Raw genomic sequence first — 17850 nt, forward strand, 5'->3', positions numbered from 1 at the left:
CGCGACCACGCGCGCATGCACGCATACGTCTATAAAAGCCAACGCAAGCAGGACACCTTCGTCTATCTGGCCACGCGTGACGATTTCTCCGGTCTTCCTGCTGTCGTGCAAGCGCAGCTGGCGCCGTTTACGTTCGTGCTGGAGGTGGCGTTGACGCCCGAGCGCCGGCTGGCCCAGGCCGACGTAGCGACGGTGCGCGAGGCGCTGGGCAAGCACGGGTTCTATCTGCAATTGCCGAAAACGCTCGTGCTGGCAGGCGAGTGCGACTATGACTGAGCCTGCGCGTGGCGCACGGATGCGCGCCGCAGCGCTGGCCGGCGCGGCCGGCGTGGTGTTGTGCCTGCTCGGTGGCGTTGGCGGTGTGGTTGCTGCGCTGAGCCTGTGGCTGGCGCAGCCGGCCTTGGCGCTGGCGGTGTCGTGGGCGCGTGGCACGCGCCCAGTGCCGAGCCAACCGCGCGCCATCGCGCAAGCGCTGCCGCCGTTACTGGCGATGTGGGGCGTGGGCCTGTTGGCCCTGGCCGCACTGATCAGCTGGCCGCTGACCGCTTTGCGCGACAGCGGCAGCCTGGCAGCCGCGCTGGCGTTGAGCGTGGCAGTCAGCGCCGCCTTGCTCGGGTTGTGGCGCACCTGGCCGTTGTGGGGCGAGGTGGAACGCGACGGTGGTGCGCTGGCGCCGCGCTGGCATGCGTTGGCGACGCAAGAATTGCATGCCTGGCGCGGCCTGCTGGCAGCCGCACTGGTGCTGGCGATGTGCACCCTGGCCGTGGTGCTGGCCTGGCCGGGCTGGTTGTCTGCTGGCCTACGCTGGGCGCTGGCGGTTGCCGCCGCTGTGCTGCTGCCGGCGGCCCACCTGCTGCTGCAACGCACCGCCGCGCCGATGCGCAGCGATGCGCCGCCGGCACGCCAGGCCGCCGATTTCTTCTCCGAAGCCGCCGCCGAACCGCGCCCGCTGGAGCCGGTGGCCCAGCATCAGCTGGTGCCCGAACTCTTTGAAGCCGCGCGCAGTGGCCGGGTCGACCGCGCGCTGCAATTGCTCGAGGCCGGTGCCGACCCGCAGGCGCTGCCGCTGCCGGAATGGCGCGATCAACGCAGCCTGCCGGCGTTGGCGGCGGTGCTGCCGGATCTGCGCCTGCTGCGCGAGTTGATCGTGCGGCGCGTCGACGTCAACCAACCGCACCGCGGCATGACCCCGCTGCTGGCCGCGACCCGCGACAGCTGGCACGGCCGCCCGGATGCGGTGATGACCTTGCTGGCCAACGGCGCCGACCCGCGTTCCACCGACAACGACGGCAACACCCCCCTGCATCACGCCGTGCGCAGTTCCGACCCGGGCGTGGCCGCGCTGTTGCGTGACGCTGCCGCAGAGCTCGACGCGCTTAACAATGAAGGTCACTCGCCGCTGGCGATGGCCTGCCAGGTCGGCAACTGGCGGCTGGCCAAATTCCTGCTGGAACGCGGCGCGCATTCCGAGCCCGAGGGCGGCGCCCCGGTGCTGCTGGCCGCGGCTGGCACCGAAGAAGACGACCCGGCCGGGGTGCAATTGCTGCTCAAGCACAAGGCGCGCGTGGATGCCCGCGACCGCCAGCGCCGCAGTGCCTTGCACGAAGCTGCACTGGCCGGCCACGGCGACATCGTCGAGGCGCTGTTGTCGGCCGGCGCCAATCTGGAAGCGCGCGATCTGCTCGGCCGCACGCCGTGGCTGGATGCCGCGCGGCAGGCGCGCAGCGCGGTGCTCGAACGCCTGGTCGCGCGCAAGGCCGATGTGCTGGCCATCGATGGCGATGGCCGCAACGCATTGATGCTTGCCTGCGCCGCCGACAACGTGTCGCCGGCGCTGATTCGCCGCCTGCTGGATTTGCAGGTGCCTGCCGATAGCGTCGATGCGCAAGGTCGACGCGCAGTGGATGTGGCCGCCGAAGCCGGACGTTGGGCAATCGTGCAACTGCTCGATCCCGCGTACCCGTTGCCGGCCGCGGTCAGCGACGCGCAGGGCGATACGCCTGGCGTTGCCGTCCTTCCCGATCGCCCGCCGCTGGTATTGCTGCGCGAAGGCTTGCAGTTCGGGCAGCGCGATGGCCTGGTTGCGCTGGCGCGGCTGTGTGCCCCGGAAGAACTTGGCGGCCTGCTGCACGATGCGCATCTGGCCTTGAACGCCGAGGCGGTCGACTGGCTCCTGCGTCACGGTGCCGATGCCGAAGTGCGCGATGCCTGCGGCGATGTGCCGATGTTCGCGCTGCTCTCGCGCGGCGTGGAGGCTGTGCCGGCGCTGCAGGCGTTGCTGCGCCATGGCGTCTCGCCAGCAGGTGCCGGTGGCCTGACCCGGCTGCTGAGCGCCTGCGTGCAGCACGATGCGGCATCGCGCGGACTGGAACAGTTCGCGCTGGAATTGCTCGAACGCGGCGCCGACCCGTTCGCCCCGTCGGCAGCCGGCGACCCGCCGTTGTCGCTGGCCGTGCGGCTGGGCTGGCTGCGTCTGCAGCACTGGTTGCTGGAACATGGCGTGGACCGCGAAGCGCGCGACAGTCACGGCATGACCGCCCTGCATTTGGCCACCGCACTCGGCCGCGACGCCTCGCTGAAACTGCTGGTCAAACAGGGCGCCTCGCCGGAAGCGCGCGCCGCCGACGGGCAGACCCCGCTGGGCGTGGCGCTGTCGATCGGCCGCCGCGATCTGGCCGACTGGCTGGACTGGCGCATCTGGTCGCTGCCGCGTCGCACGCTGCGCGAAGCAGATGTGCCGGCCGCCGCAATGACCGGCGATACCGATGCAGTGCGTCGCCTGATCGACCTCGGCCTGCCGGTGGACGCCGTCGACGCCCAGGGCTGCACCGCGCTGCTGCGTGCCGCTGGTGGTGGCCACCTTGGCGTGGTCACGCATCTGCTCGGCCGCGGCGCCGATCCGCAGCGTGCCGCCAACAGCGGCGCCACGCCGTTGTCGGCGGCCGTGAGCATGCGCCAGACCGAGATCGTGGTTGCATTGCTGCACGCCGGCGCGCAGATCGAACACCGCCTGCCGGGCGGCGTGACCGTACTGATGCTGGCCTGCGCGCTGGGCCTGCCGGACATCGTGGCGCGCCTGCTCACCGCCGCAGCCGACGTGCACGCCACCGACAATCAGGGGCTGGCGCCGCTGCATTGCGCCGCGTTGTACGGCTTCACTGCGCGCGACAAGAACCGCCTGTTGGCTCTGCTGGACACCTTGCTGCTGGCTGGCGCCGACGCGGAATGCCTGGCTGGTGGCCGGGTCAGCCCGTTACTGCTGTTGCTGGGCGCACGTGCCGAACCGGGCACCGCCTGCGACGAGCAAGTGGTGCTGGCCGGGGTCGAACGTCTGCTCGACGAAGATGTGTCGCTGGACGTGGCCGACCAGCGCGGCTTCGGCCCGCTGCATCTGGCCGCACTGCACGGCCTGCCGCTGCTGGTGCAGCGCCTGCTGCGGGCCGGCGCCGATGCCGACCGCCGCGATGCGCTCAACCGCACCCCGCGTGAGATCGCCATCATGCGCGGTTTCATCGATGTGGCCGGCCAGTTCGAACCGGCGCTACCGGGCGTCTCCTCAATGGCGCGCTTCCTGCGCGAAGGCCGCTGAGCCAGCGCGGCGGGCAACCGTTGCGGGTGTTGTTCGTGTGCAGCCGCAACCGCCTGCGCAGCCCCACCGCCGAGCGCGTGTTCGCCGACTGGCCCGGTGTGCAGGCGCAATCGGCGGGGTTGGCCGCAGACGCCGAAGTGCAGGTCACCCCGGAAGTGCTGCAAGAGGCGCAGGTGGTGCTGGTGATGGAACGTCGTCACCTGCAGCTGCTGCGTAAACGCTTCGCTGCGCACCTGCGGCATTGCCGGGTGATCTGTCTGCAGATTCCCGACGACTACGCGTACATGGATCCGGCACTGATCCGTCGGCTGGAACACACGGTGCCAGCGCTGCTCGGTTTGCCAGCGCAGTCCTAACCTGATCCCGACACCGTGCATGCAAAACTGCGGGTTCTTTCGTTGGAAGGAAGCGCCCCTACGATGAGCGTGCGTATCGAGGACCACGCCATGCTGGGCAATTGCCACAGCGCGGCCCTGGTCGACCACCGCGGCACCATCGACTGGCTGTGTCTGCCACGATTCGATTCGGATGCGTTTTTCGCATCCTTGCTGGGCGATGAGCAGCACGGGCAATGGGCATTATCGCCATCCGGCGACTTTCGCAGCGAACGCGCCTACCAAGACGATAGCCTGGTGTTGTGCACGCGCATGACCACCGACACCGGCACCGTGGAGCTGGTCGACTTCATGGTCGCCAGCGACGAAGGCGACAACCACCAGCATCTGGTGCGCATCGTGCGCTGCGTGCAGGGCGAGGTGCCGATGCACATGCGCCTGACCTTTCGCTTCAACTATGGCCGCACCGTGCCGTGGGTCACCGGCATCGACGGCGGCATCCGCGCCATTGCCGGCCCCGACCAACTCGCGTTGCGCTCGCCGCAGGAACTGCACGGCGAAGACATGGGCACCGAGTCGGACTTCACGCTGCGCGACGGTGAAAGCACCTGGTTCCTGCTCAGTCATGGCGCATCGCATGAGCCCACGCCACCGCAAATCGACGCGGAACAGGCGCTGCAACGTACCGCCGCGTTCTGGCATGGCTGGGCACGTCGCTGCACCGATGTCGGTCCGTGGACCGAGCAGGTGCGTCGCTCGTTGGTGGTGCTGAAAGGGCTGAGTTATCTGCCCACCGGCGGTATCGTCGCTGCGCCCACGGCCTCATTGCCGGAGCATCTGGGCGGCACGCGTAACTGGGATTATCGTTATTGCTGGCTGCGCGATTCGGTGTTCACCCTGATTGCGTTGCTGCAGGCCGGTTATCGTGATGAAGCGGCAGCCTTTCGCGACTGGGTTCAACGCACCATCGCCGGTTCGCCGGATCAATTGCAGGCGCTGTACGGCATCGCCGGCGAACGCCGCTTGCAGGAATGGGAAGCGTCCTGGCTGCCCGGCTATGAAAACTCCGGCCCGGTGCGCATCGGTAACGGCGCGGTGGATCAGTTTCAGCTCGATGTCTATGGTGAGTTGATCGGCGCCTTTCATTACGCGCGCGAAAAAGGTGTGGACCCGCCGTCGGACGACGATGGGTCGTCCGCGTCGCTGCTGGAAAAAATCCTGGATACGCTGGAAACGTTATGGCGCGAACCTGATGAAGGCATCTGGGAAATCCGCGACGAGCGCCGCCACTTCGTGCATTCCAAGGTAATGGCATGGTTGGCGTTCGACTGCGGTGCGCGTGACGGCATCACCAATGCAGACGCTGAAAAACGCGCACGGTGGGGCCGCATTGCCGAAGAAATCCAGGCCGAAGTGCTGGAAAAAGGCGTGCACCCGGACGGCCACTTCGTCCAGAGCTATGGCTCGGATCGGCTGGATGCGTCGCTGCTGCTGATCCCCATCGTGGGGTTTCTGCCGCCGGACGATCCGCGCATTGCCGCTACCGCCGATGCGATCGCGCGCGATCTGACCATCGATGGATTGGTCGAGCGCTATCGCGCCGACGACAGCGCCGACGGCCTGCCGGCCGGCGAAGGCACCTTCCTGGCCTGCAGTTTCTGGCTGGTGGAAAACTTTGCGTTGATCGGCCGCACCGATGAGGCGCGCGCATTGCTCGAACGTCTGCTCGGGCTATGCAACGACGTAGGTTTGCTCGCCGAAGAATATGACCCGCGCAGCAAACGTATGCTCGGCAACTTCCCGCAAGGGTACTCCCACGTGGCCCTGGTCAATGCGGCACTGCGCCTGCACGGACGTATGGGCGAAAAGGAAACGCATCCATGAGTGAGCAAGCAACCACCCCGCCGTGCATCATCGTGGTGTTCGGCGCACGCGGCGATCTGACCAAGCGCCTGGTGATGCCGGCGCTGTACAACCTGCGCCGCGCTGGCGCGCTGGGCGAGCAATTCGCCATCGTCGGCATGGACCATGGCGACATCAGCGAGCGCGCATGGAGGACCAACATGGGACAGTCGATGACGCAGCTGCTCAGCAGCCGCGATGCCGAATTCCAGACCGACGAATTCGATACCGGCGCCTGGGATTGGCTGCGCGAGCGCATGCATTACCTGCGCGGCGACTTCACCGACCTGGGCGCGTATCAGGCGTTGGGTGGCCTGCTGGAGAAACTGCACAAGCGCTACGGCACCCAGGGCAATGTGCTGTTCTATCTGGCCACTGCTGCGCGTTTCTTCGAACCGGTGTTGCTCAACCTGGGCGAAGCCGGCCTGGTCAAGCAACGCGAGGGTGAAGGCTGGCGCCGGGTGATCGTTGAAAAACCTTTCGGCCACGATCTGCCCAGCGCCAGGCATCTCAATGCCACTGTGGCCAAGGTCCTGCACGAAGATCAGGTATTCCGCATCGATCATTTCCTGGGCAAGGAGACGGTGCAGAATATTCTTGCGTTCCGCTTCGCCAACGGCTTGTTCGAGCCGGTGTGGAATCGCGACCGCATCGACCATGTGCAGATCACCGCGGCCGAAACCATCGGCGTGGAAGGGCGCGGGCGTTTCTACGACCCCACCGGTTGCTTGCGCGACATGGTGCCGAACCATCTGTTCCAGTTGCTGGCGATGATTGCGATGGAACCGCCGGCGGCGTTCACCACCGAGGCGATGCATCGACGTCGCGCCGAAGTCATCGAAGCGGTACGCCCGATCAAGCCCGAAGATGTGGTGCGCGGGCAATACGCCTCCGGTGCGGTCAGCCGTAGCGCGGTACCGGGCTATCGCGAAGAAGACACCGTGCCGGAAGATTCGGAAACCGAAACCTATGTGGCGATGAAGCTGCAGGTGGATACCTGGCGCTGGGCCGGCGTGCCGTTTTACTTGCGTACCGGCAAGCGCCTGCGCGAGCGCACCACCGAGATCGCGATCCGTTTCAAGCCGGCGCCGCTGGCGCCGTTCCGCAGCACCGAAGTGGGCGGCTACGGCCCCGACTGGCTGGTGCTGCATATCCAGCCGGATGAAGGCATCTCGCTGCAGTTCGACGTCAAACGCCCAGGCGCACAAGTGGCACTGGCGCCGGTGCGCATGGATTTCCGCTACCGCGACTGGTTTCCCAAGGAATACACCGTGGGCTACGAACGCCTGCTGCAGGACTGCATGAACGGCGAAGCCGGTCTGTTCCAGGATGCGGCGATGGTGGAAGGCGCGTGGCGCATCGTGCAGCCGATCCTGGATGCATGGAAACAACCGCCGAGCGACTTCCCCAATTACGCCGCCGGCAGCGCCGGCCCCTCGGCCGCCGATGCACTGCTGGCAATGAATGGCGGACACGCCTGGCGCGCACTCACCCCCGGGCGCAAACCGCCGCCGCGCCGCGCGCCAGAAGGGCGCGCTGGTGCTGCAACGCCGGTGAAGAAAGCCGCCAGGAAAGTTGCAAAGAAGGCAAGCAATGCGCCAGCCAGGCGCACGCCGGCAGTGGCTGCCGCATCTACTGAAGGTGCAGCAGCCGCGAGCCGGAAGGTCGCCAGAAAGGCAGTCGTCAAACGCGCGAGCAAACAAGTTGCAAAAGTTGCCGCAAAGACCTTGAGCAAATCAGCGGTCGGCAAGGTGGCAGTGAAGAAGTCAGCCAGCAAAATGGCAAATGCGCGCAAGCCGCGCAGCTGATCCGCACGCGTCAGCCATTGTCATAATGGTTGACGCATTTTCCTGGCTTCCGATGAAGTGCGCTGTTTGCCGCTTCACGATACTCGTCTTCTACCTATCTGACACCATGTCATTGCAACGCCTGATTAGCCCTGACTTTCAGCCATAAAATCTGCTCGGCATGCGCATAACCGGTCCCGACAGGCCTTGCAACGCCTCATCGCCGTGGCGAATCGCGGCAGCATTTCGCGCAGGCGGCGAGGTGGTTGAAATGGCAGGCGGCCCCGGCCGGACAGCGTCTGGCATATTTGCCCTGCGCGACGTGACAGACACCCCTCCTGGCGCGCTTGATATTGCCAAGCACCATATGCATCAACCGAGCGCCTGACCCGTCTGAAGTCGCAAGGAAGTAACAAAGTCGCTTGTCAGCCTTGAGGCCATTACGTACTATCGCAGCCTGTGCTGACAAGGATTGTCGTATGCGATACGTGTATATCCCGTCTTTCGCGCTGCCTCTCTCAGGGATGATGAAGAGCATTGCCCATGCAGCCAGCATGCGGTTGGAGAAATTGATCGCATCAGATCAGCCCGATGAGTGGCCGAAGGTATGTTGTTGTCTGCAGCATTTGACTCGATTGGATCGATTGACTTTTTGCAAGGACTTGCAATGACCACTCCGTGCCGTAAAGAGACTGGCTCCACGCGCTTCGCGCTGCTCATGGCGATGCTCTGCCTTTTCTTGGTTTCTCCGCTCGTCTCTGCTCAAGAAAAGAAACCGCAATTTCTTGTGCGCGATGCGGATGGGAATTCGCATGGTATCTACGATACGCAGGTACAGGCAGAAGCGGCGATCAAGGCGATTCTTGGTCCACAGTATCTGCTGAATGCCTATCAGTACGTCGATAAGATAAAAGGGCAGGCAGTGGGCGAGAATGGAGTGCTGTCGATCACCTACTGGATGGGGCGCGAGAAAGCCAACGATGAGGACTGGGTATACAGCGTCGGCAACACAAAAAACATACCAACAGAACAGGAGGCCTTTGCTTTTCTTGTTCAGAGAGCTACAGAAAGGACTCCTCAATGTGGAACGCCATCGGTCGTTCCTAGAGATAAGTGGGGGGATAACAGCTATGGCCCATATCCGCAATATGACATTGGATCGGAGACGCAAATAAGGAACTATATAGTTAACGGATTTTATGATGATTGCAGCGGTACATATGGGTATGGTGATGGGATAACCCGTAGTAGGCGCAGCATTTGCCCAAAGCAATACACCTCTTGGCGCATCAGCGACCAAGGCTGCACGAACAAGGAGATCTTCGCGACGATCGAAGTCTCAGCACTGCAGTGTGAGGGAGACCAAGGAGGCAACTCCGGCATGGTCGGCAATCCCTGCGACGTCAAGACCGGCGAGAAATTCCAGGCCGAGCGCGATTTCGATCTGGGCTGGCTTGCCCTGACGCGTTACTACCATTCGGGCATTGCACTGAACGCTGGAGGGTTCGGGCCAGGCTGGACTTTTTCGCATAGCCTGCATCTGACAGTCCAGGGCGATGCGTTGGGTCTGGTGGAGGGTAGCGGTTACGCCGTGCCGTTCCGCAAAGTGGGCTCGGACTATCGCGCTGCCAATGCCTCCGGCGAGCGCATCATCGCCAATGGCAATCAATGGGTACTGTATCGCCAGGACGCCATCTACACCTTCGACGCCCAGGGCAAGCTGCTCTCGCGCGTCGCAGAGGACGGCAACGGGCTGGTGTATGCCTACAACGCGCGCGGCCGGCTGCAAAGCATCGCCTCGTTACAGGGCCGCTCCATCGGACTCGTGTACGCCGACGACAGCGACGATGCGCTGATCACGGGCATCGTCTCCGCTGGCGTACAGCTCGCCAGCTACGGCTACGATCACCAGCGCTTGGTCACCGTAACCTATGTCGATGGCAAGGGCCGGACCTATCACTACGAGGACACGCGCTTTCCCCGGCACCTGACCGGCGTTACCACGGAAGACGGCCGGCGCTTCAGTACCTTCGCCTATGACGATGCCAGCCGCGCGATCTCCAGCCAGCATGCTGGCGGCGTCGATGGCGTCACGCTCGCGTATTCGTCCACCGGCACCGCGGTTACCGATGCGCTGGGCGACAGGGTTAGTTACACGATGACCACCGCGGGCGGCGAATCTCCGAAGATCGCATCCGTGGCAGGAAGCGACGGCACGATGAGCTACGCCTATGACGATCAGGCGACCGACTATCGCAGGAGACTCAGCGCTGCGACCGACAAGCTGGGGGTGCAGACCAAGCATAGCTATTCGGAGCTGACCGAGAATGGCGTGGATATCAATGTCCACACCGTCCAGGAAGCGTTTGGACTTCCGCAAGAACGTGCGACCACGACCCGGACGACCGCCGGCTCCAACCGGGTGCTTTCGATCCAAAGCGCCGGGCGCACCATTTCCTATACCCGTAACGATCGGCTTCAGCCCATTCAAGTGTCGATAGCTGGCGCAACGTCCAGCGAGAGGCGCGAGGTGGCTTACAGCTACTGCGAGGCGTCCGATGTCGCCGCAGTAGGTAGTACCTGCCCGGTCGTGGGCTATCTAAAGTCCATCGATGGCCCGCGCACGGATATCGACGACCGTACGACCTACAACTATTACCCCATCGATGCCGCCGGGTGCGAGACCGGCACCGGACCGTGCCCGTATCGCAAGGGCGACCTCAAGCAAACCATCAATGCCCGCGGCCAGATCCGCGAGAATCTGAGCTATGACGCAGCAGGCCGCGTTCTTTCTGCCGTTGACGAAAACGGGGTGCTGACCGATTACAGCTACCACCCGCGTGGTTGGTTGGCATCGAGCACGGTGCATGGCGCGACTTCCGCGCAGAATCGCGTCACCACCTTCGAGTATTGGCCCACCGGCTTGGTCAAGCGCATCACCCAGCCTGATGGCAGCTACGCGACATTTGTCTACGACCAAGCCCAACGCCTCACCGATGTCACCGATACGCTCGGCAATACGATGCACTACGTGCTCGATAACGCTGGCAATCGTCTGGAGGAGCAGACCAAGGACGCACAAGGTGCGCTCAAGCGCAGCCTGAGCCGTATCTACAATCAATTGGGTCAACTAAAAACGCAGGCGGACGCGGCTGCAAATCCCACCGACTATGCCTACGATGCAAATGGCAACCTACGCTTGATCACCGACGCATTCGGCCGTAGCACCCTGCAAGAGCACGATCCACTCGGTCGGCTTGCGCGCACGTTGCAGGATGTCGATGGCATCAAGGCCGAAACCAATGTGGGTTACGACACGCAGGATCGCCCCTTGCAGGTCACGGACCCCAAGCGTCTAGACACGCGTTACACGCATAACGACTTCGGCGATACCCTGAAGCTGAGCAGCCCGGACACCGGCGTCACCACCTACACCTACGACAGCGCCGGCAACCGCGCCACGCAGACCGATGCACGCGGCATCACGTCCACCTATGGCTACGACGCGCTCAACCGTGTCCTGAGCATCAGCTACCCAACCGTCGCCTTCAATGTCAGCTATACCTATGACGTCACGCAGAGCGTGTGCGCCAGCGGTGAGACGTTCACCGTCGGGCGTCTGGCCAAGCTCCAGGATGGCAGCGGTACCACCCAATACTGCTACAACCGCTTCGGCGAGGTGGTGCGCAAGGTGCAGGCGGTCAACGGCAAGGTGTTGGTGGTGCGCTACGACTACACCCCTGGCGGTCGCCTGCGGTCGATGGTCTATCCGGACGGTACCGCTGTGGACTACGTGCGCAACGCGCAAGGTCAGACGACCGAGGTTGGTGTGACTGCACAAGGCGGTAGCCGCCAGCGTCTGCTGAGCGGAGCGACCTACTATCCGTTCGGCCCATCCTCCGGCTGGACCTACGGTAACGGCCGCAAGCTGGCGCGTATGTACGATCTTGATTACCGCCCACGCAGCATCCAAGACACCCGCGCGGGCGGCTTGGAAATCGGCTTCGGCTTCGATGCGGTTGGCGACCTCACCGCTCTGACCCCGGCTGGCAATCCGACACCAGAGCTACGACTGGACTACGACGCCCTCGGTCGGCTCACAGCGCTGAAAGACGGCGCCGCCAATACCGTGATCGACGGCTACAGCTACGATGCCACCGGTAATCGCCTGAGTGCCAAGGTCGGCGGCGCCATGCAGGCCTACACCTATCCAACCACCAACCACCGCCTGAGCGCAGTGGCAGGCGTGGCACGTACTTACGACAAGATGGGCAACACCCTCACCATCGGCGGCAAGGCACGCGAGTACCTGTACGACACCACCGGCCGTATGACACAGGTCAAACGCGCAGGCGCTGCGGTCATGAACTACCGCTACAACGGCCGTGGCGAGCAGGTACGCCGCTACCTGGGCACCACCAACACCTACACGCTGTATGACGAGGTGGGCCACTGGCTGGGCGACTACGACACCAACGGCGCACCCAAGCAGCAAGCGATCTGGCTGGACGACCTGCCTGTGGGCCTGCTGGCCAACGGCGGTCAACTGCACTACATCGAACCCGACCACCTCGGCAGCCCCCGCGTGGTCGTCGATGCCGCCCGCGACGTTGCCGTATGGAGCTGGAGCCTGAAGGGCGAAGCCTTCGGCAACACCGCACCCAATCAGGATCCGGATGGAGACGGCACCGCGATGGTGTTTCACATGCGCTTCCCAGGCCAGCGGTTTGATGTAGCGAGCGGGTTCAATCAGAACTACTTCCGGGATTACGATGCTGCTACTGGCCGGTATGGGCAGAGTGATCCGGTTGGTATAGCGGCTGACATAAGCACCTATTCATACGTCTCTGCAAATCCTTACGAAATGCTTGACCTACTGGGCCTAGAGTCAGTCGGTTCTTTTAATAACGGAGGGCACAGGCTCTCTTGGGAAGATGGCGTAAACCTCAGGGGGCCCGATTTCGTAAAAGTATCATTCAATTATGGTCCCGGGACCCTTTCCTTTACGCGGGGAAGAAATGGTCGCGTCTATATGAGTAAAGGACTGGCAAAGATATATCCTCATTCGATATCCGCAGGCGTTTCAGCAAGTATGGGATGGGTTAACGAGTGTGAAGGGCGTCCGAACGACGCTCAGTTGAATAATCTTTTCACCGGCCCTGGATTGGCTGGGTTTGGAGCGTATGGGCCACTCGGCGGAGCATATAGCTACTCACCTGGAGCGGGGTCTACCACCGAAATCGGAGTGGGTACAGGAGTTTCTATCACTAAAGGTCGTGGTACCGGAGGATTTGGCGGTGAAAAAGGTGAGGTTATCAGCAACGATGGCTGGGGATGGGGATGGGGATGGTGAAAATACTAAATTATTTCTTTTTTTCTACCATTTGTGCTTGTCTAGCATACGGCATCTATTTGTCTTCAGAGAGGTCAAAAGCTACTGATTTGTCCGGAAAGCCCGGGATCAGTATGTTAAAAGCTGAAATCGACCCGTTCGCGCAGAGCTTTGGAGGAACGCCCATAAATTTTTTTGATCGAGTTAGCGTTGCCGGCGGTCTCTCAAGTAATATTCGTTTGAGTCCCGGGAAGGTTCCTCCATTAGCAAATTTTAGGAGCCTCGCATTAAAAAAAGGGTGGGTAGAGGTTGTGCCTGCAAAATCACCTTATTCGATTAGCTATCGATTTTGCAAAAAGAGAATGATGCTTTTGCTTGAGCATTCTTACAAGTCTCACTGGATCTATGGAGTTGAATGGGTTTCCGATGGAAAGGGAGTTTATTACTGTAAATCGAGATAAATAGCTTGGCTGGAAATTTGCAGTCTCCGCCTGAGTGCGATCGCAGGCGTGGCGCGTACCTACGACAAGTTGGGCAACACCCTCACCATCGGCGGCAAGGCACGTGAGTACCTATACGACACCACGGGCCGTATGACTCTGGTCAAGCGGGCAGGTGTTGCTGTGATGAACTACCGCTACAACGGCCGTGGCGAGCAGGTACGCCGCTACCTAGGCACTACCAACACCTACACGCTGTATGACGAGGCGGGCCACTGGCTGGGCGACTACGACACCAACGGCGCACCCAAGCAGCAAGCGATCTGGCTGGACGACCTGCCTGTGGGCCTGCTGGCCAACGGCGGTCAACTGCACTACATCGAACCCGACCACCTCGGCAGCCCCCGCGTGGTCGTCGATGCTGCCCGCGACGTTGCCGTATGGAGCTGGAGCCTGAAGGGCGAAGCCTTCGGCAACACTGCGCCCAATCAGGACCCGGATGGAGACGGCACCGCGATGGTGTTTGACATGCGCTTCCCAGGCCAGCGGTTTGATGTAGCGAGCGGGTTCAATCAGAACTACTTTCGTGACTACGACGCGGTGGCAGGCCGGTATGGGCAGAGTGATCCGATTGGGCTTAATGGCGGAATTTCCACTTATCAATACGCCTTAGGAAAACCCCTGGTCGCTTCTGACAAGTTTGGTCAAAAAACATACGTCATCATTACCCGCGATCTTGGGATCGGCTCGCACACTGCCATGTTAATAGATTCAGAAAATGGAGCTCCCCCATTTCTATATGACCCAGCCGGATCTTATATGAGAGAAACCAGGGGTAGTGGCGGGGTCTTTGAAGGTGTTGATGGAGGGGCTAGCCTTAGAAGTTATGTTGATTACCAAAAGAGTACAGGAAGTAGCGTTGAAGTAATCGTTCTTAATACTACGGCAAGGCAAGAGAACAGATTTAAAATGGAAGCCGAAGAGCTCGGCGATAGTAGAGGTTTTTCTTGTGCGTCCTCGATCTCCTCCGTAATGTCAGGATATTGTGGGGTTGTAAGCCATACGATTTTTCCTGGGCGATTGGCAGATATGCTAAACGAAGCTCGAAATAAACAGAGGTCTGAGTCATGTGTAGATCGGGGGAAGTGATGTCATCACCTCAAAAGTTAGTTTGTGTAGGGATCTTTTTTTCCGCGCTGTATTTACTTTTCTCTTTGATGTGGCCCTACAGCGTCTCTTTTATAGTCAAAAACAACGAGATGGCGCTTAACTACAAATTAATATTTTCATTTCTTTTGATCTTTATTCCTTACCTGGTTTCCCGTACGTCTCGCACAGTCTTAGGGGCGGTAGGTATCGGGATTTTTATAGGTGGTTTATGTGGGTTGGCAGCAATACTAATTGTTTCAATCGCATCATCTGGATACACTTCCCTGATAGGTGAGATGAAACGTAGCGGAGTTGGAAGTTGGTTTATCTTGCATTTCATGATCGCCATAGTTCTTGGTGGCTGGACGGTTGGAGGCATGATCGGTTTAGTTGTAAGTATTAATTTCAAGAAAACCAAGAGCGGTGTCAGGCTCTAAGGCAAGCGAGTACCGGTACGAGACTCCGGGCCGCATGACCCAGGTCAAGCGAGCGGTGTCGCAGTCATGAACTACCGCTACAACGGCCACGGCGAGCAGGTACGCCGCTATCTGGGCACTACCAACACCTACACGCTTTACGACGAGGCCGGCCACTGGCTGGGTGACTACGACACCAACGGCGCACCCAAGTAACAAGCCATCTGGCTGGATGATCTGCCGGTGTGTCTGTCAGCCTCCCGTAGAATTGATCCAGCCATAATTAGAGGTCTCCGGGCACACTAGTCCACCCAGGAGACCACCGATGCGCAAGAGCAAATTCGCCGAGAGCCAGATCGTTACGACGTTGAAGCAGGTTGAGGCCGGAAGACAGGTCAAGGATGTTTGTCGTGAGTTGGGCATTTCCGATGCGACTTACTACGTCTGGAAGTCCAAGTACGGCGGCATGGAAGCTTCCGACGTGCAGCTTTACGCATCCCGCGTGGCCGCCACCGTCTCATCATCCTCATCCTCATCCACATCCGCCTTGACGTCGGCTTCGAACAGATTCATCAGATCGGCACGTGCATCACGCGAGGTCTGGATGACCTTGGCTTCGTCGTCATAGACCAGGTGCTGGCGGCGCAGCAGGTCTTCGTCGTGCTGGCGGAAGCGTTTGACGTGATCGTGGGCGAGCGCCTCGCCCAGGCCGAGCGAGGTCAGTACGCGTTCGCTCAGCTCCAGGCTGGAGGCGAACACTTCGCGGAACGGTTCTGCGCCCAGGTCCATCAATTTCCAGGCGTGTTGGCGGTTGCGTGCACGCGCCAGCACGGTGGCTTGCGGGTACAGGCGGCGGATCAGTCGCACCGTCTTGATGTTGGTTTCCGGGTCGTCCACCGCGATCACGAACACCTTGATGCGCTCGGCACCGGCAGCGCGCAGTAGCTCGGGGCGGGTGGGGTCGCCGTAATACAGCTGGCTGCCGAAACGGCGCAGGTCTTCTACGGTGTCGGGGTTGTGTTCCAGCGCGACGAATGGCACATGCCGTGCGGTGAGTAGGCGCGCGACCACCTGGCCGAAGCGGCCCATGCCGGCGACCAGCACCTTTGGGGTCTGCGCATCGATGGTGTCGAACGGGCGATCGGTTTTGGGTGCGCGCATGCGCAGCGGCCCGTTGAGGATGCGTTGCATGCCGAGCAGCAATAACGGCGTCAGCGCCATCGACACGCCGACGATGGCCACCAGCCGATCGTGATTGGCCGGCTCGAGCAGGCCGACACGGTCGGCCTCGTTGAACACCACGAACGCGAATTCGCCGCCCAGCCAGAGCACGCTGCCCAGCATCAGGCTGCTGCGCAGCGGCAGTTTGGCCACGCTGCCGATGCCGACCAGCAACGAGAACTTCACCACCAGCAAGATCGCCACGCCCGCTGCGATCAACCACGGCTCGGCCACCACGCGGTTCAGATCGATGCCCATGCCCACCGAGATGAAAAACAGGCCCAGCAGCAAGCCTTCGAACGGTTCGATCTGCGATTCCAGTTCGTGGCGGAATTCCGAATCGGCCAGCAACACGCCGGCAATGAAGGCGCCCAGGCTGGCGCTCAATCCGGCCTCCTGCATGATCCAGGCGGTGCCCAGCACCACCAGCAAGGCGCTGGCGGTGAATACTTCCGGCATGCGCGTGCGTGCCACCACGTTGAACAGGTGCCGCAGCACAACCCGCCCGCACACGATCACCAGGGCAAGGGCTGCGATGGCCTTGGCCACGTCCTGCCATTCAAGCGCGTCGTTCTTGCTGCCGCCGAGCAGCGGGATGGCCGCCAGCAAGGGGATCGCAATCAGATCCTGGAACAGCAAAATGGCGAATGCCAGCCGCCCGTAGTCGCTGTTGAGCGCCTTGCGTTCGGCCAGCAATTGCAGGCCCACCGCCGTGGATGAGAGCGCCAGTGCTACGCCGACGATCAGCGCGCTCTTCCAAGCCAGGTGGGCTGCCATCAGCAAACCGCCCAGGATTACCGCCGTCACCAGCACCTGCGTGGCGCCGGCGCCGAACACCGAATGGCGCATCACCTTCAGGCGCGCCGGCGACAGTTCCAGCCCGATCACGAACAGCAGCATCACCACGCCGATCTCGGCCGCGCCGCTGATGCGTTCGGCATCCTGCACCACGCCCACGCCATCCGGGCCGAGCACCACGCCGGCGACCAGATAGGCCAGCACCGCACCCAGGCCGAAGCGTTTGAACACCGGCACCGCCACGATGGCGGCCAGCATCAACACCAACGCCAGTTCCAGGCCACCGCTATGCATGCGTACTCTCCGTTGAGGTGCGCATTATGCCGCGCAGGCTAACTGGCCTGCGCGCACGCATGTGCCAGTTGTGCGGTAGTGATGGCGGTTGCGATGACACGCGATGCGACAACGCGCTTACGTGAGTGCGATGGCCGATGCCATGGCAGGAAGCAATGCACCGGGCGTTGCGTGAAGCGGGCTGTAGCAACCACCCGTGGCCTCCAGCGCAGTGCAATGACGGTCGGTTGCTCGGCTCCGTATTGGTGCGTCGGCCGCAGTACGGGCGTTGCGGTAACGGTGCATTCGCACCCCCAACACGCTGGCCTGGCACGGCGACGCCACGGCGCCACGCGTTCCTCGCCGGCCTGCCCACGATGGCGCGCGACACCCCTTGCGCAGGCACGATCCCCTCCGCGCTGCCGGCGTGTTCGCCGAAATCCCGCTGGCGTGCACGCTCGGTGTGCGCCTGCGACGCCCGGCTTCGGGAAGCCCACTTAAGCGACCTGCGCACAGGGCATTGACCAAGCCGCCTCAGGCGCGCAGACTGCGCCGCGCCACCGCCCGGATCACCGGCCGGTACGCACCTTTGGAGCCCTTACCTATGT

General features: G+C 62.1%; 8 protein-coding genes and 3 pseudogenes. 10 read left to right on the forward strand and 1 reads right to left on the reverse strand.

The window, feature by feature from the left end; all coding sequences use genetic code 11:
• The first annotated feature begins 15 nt into the window (after positions 1-15).
• The 10 genes and pseudogenes from M0D43_RS12670 to M0D43_RS12715 form a co-directional block, all read left to right on the forward strand.
• Complete coding sequence (locus M0D43_RS12670; RefSeq protein ID WP_252164894.1) at positions 16-276, forward strand: YcgL domain-containing protein; 261 nt, start codon at positions 16-18, stop codon at positions 274-276.
• Positions 269-3589 carry an ankyrin repeat domain-containing protein gene (locus M0D43_RS12675; RefSeq protein ID WP_252164895.1) on the forward strand — a complete coding sequence of 1107 codons (3321 nt, stop codon included), beginning with the start codon at positions 269-271 and terminating at the stop codon, positions 3587-3589. The genes M0D43_RS12670 and M0D43_RS12675 overlap by 8 nt, the downstream gene beginning before the upstream one ends.
• A 26-nt stretch (positions 3590-3615) precedes the next feature.
• The gene (locus M0D43_RS12680) at positions 3616-3945 is read left to right on the forward strand and encodes a low molecular weight protein tyrosine phosphatase family protein (RefSeq protein WP_252165054.1); all 330 of its coding nucleotides are present in this window, start codon (positions 3616-3618) and stop codon (positions 3943-3945) included.
• 63 nt (positions 3946-4008) lie between these two features.
• Entirely contained in the window at positions 4009-5808 is a 1800-nt protein-coding gene (locus tag M0D43_RS12685) for a glycoside hydrolase family 15 protein (RefSeq protein WP_252164896.1), read from the forward strand.
• Positions 5805-7634 (forward strand): glucose-6-phosphate dehydrogenase, encoded by a 1830-nt coding sequence (gene zwf, locus M0D43_RS12690; RefSeq protein WP_252164897.1) that lies wholly within the window; start codon positions 5805-5807, stop codon positions 7632-7634. The genes M0D43_RS12685 and zwf overlap by 4 nt, the downstream gene beginning before the upstream one ends.
• 646 nt (positions 7635-8280) lie before the next feature.
• A complete protein-coding gene (locus M0D43_RS12695) occupies positions 8281-12966 on the forward strand; it encodes an RHS repeat-associated core domain-containing protein (protein WP_252164898.1) in 4686 nt (1561 codons plus the stop codon).
• A gap of 467 nt (positions 12967-13433) precedes the next feature.
• Positions 13434-14534: pseudogene (locus tag M0D43_RS12700) on the forward strand (RHS repeat domain-containing protein); the annotation flags it as partial.
• Positions 14534-14971: a hypothetical protein gene (locus M0D43_RS12705; RefSeq protein WP_252164899.1), complete on the forward strand. Its 438-nt coding sequence runs from the start codon at positions 14534-14536 to the stop codon at positions 14969-14971. The pseudogene M0D43_RS12700 and the gene M0D43_RS12705, both read left to right, overlap by 1 nt.
• A pseudogene (locus M0D43_RS22185) lies at positions 14964-15163 on the forward strand (RHS repeat-associated core domain-containing protein); the annotation flags it as partial. The gene M0D43_RS12705 and the pseudogene M0D43_RS22185, both read left to right, overlap by 8 nt.
• Before the next feature lie 112 nt (positions 15164-15275).
• Positions 15276-15437 (forward strand): annotated as a pseudogene (locus M0D43_RS12715) (transposase); the annotation flags it as partial.
• A 2-nt stretch (positions 15438-15439) separates the two neighbouring features.
• Here M0D43_RS12715 and M0D43_RS12720 read toward each other — a convergent pair.
• Positions 15440-17263 carry a monovalent cation:proton antiporter-2 (CPA2) family protein gene (locus M0D43_RS12720; protein ID WP_252164900.1) on the reverse strand — a complete coding sequence of 608 codons (1824 nt, stop codon included), beginning with the start codon at positions 17261-17263 and terminating at the stop codon, positions 15440-15442.
• Positions 17264-17850: the final 587 nt, after the last annotated feature.

The organism is Xanthomonas prunicola (genome assembly GCF_025266575.1).
Classification (GTDB): domain Bacteria; phylum Pseudomonadota; class Gammaproteobacteria; order Xanthomonadales; family Xanthomonadaceae; genus Xanthomonas; species Xanthomonas prunicola.

Bases quoted from the DNA above. Each gene is read 5' to 3' on its own strand.
- M0D43_RS12670 (WP_252164894.1), top strand. From the start codon at position 16: ATGCACGCATACGTCTATAAAAGCCAACGCAAGCAGGACACCTTCGTC.
- M0D43_RS12705 (WP_252164899.1), top strand. From the start codon at position 14,534: ATGTCATCACCTCAAAAGTTAGTTTGTGTAGGGATCTTTTTTTCCGCG.
- M0D43_RS12695 (WP_252164898.1), top strand. From the start codon at position 8,281: ATGACCACTCCGTGCCGTAAAGAGACTGGCTCCACGCGCTTCGCGCTG.
- M0D43_RS12720 (WP_252164900.1), bottom strand. From the start codon at position 17,263: ATGCATAGCGGTGGCCTGGAACTGGCGTTGGTGTTGATGCTGGCCGCC.
- zwf (WP_252164897.1), top strand. From the start codon at position 5,805: ATGAGTGAGCAAGCAACCACCCCGCCGTGCATCATCGTGGTGTTCGGC.
- M0D43_RS12685 (WP_252164896.1), top strand. From the start codon at position 4,009: ATGAGCGTGCGTATCGAGGACCACGCCATGCTGGGCAATTGCCACAGC.
- M0D43_RS12675 (WP_252164895.1), top strand. From the start codon at position 269: ATGACTGAGCCTGCGCGTGGCGCACGGATGCGCGCCGCAGCGCTGGCC.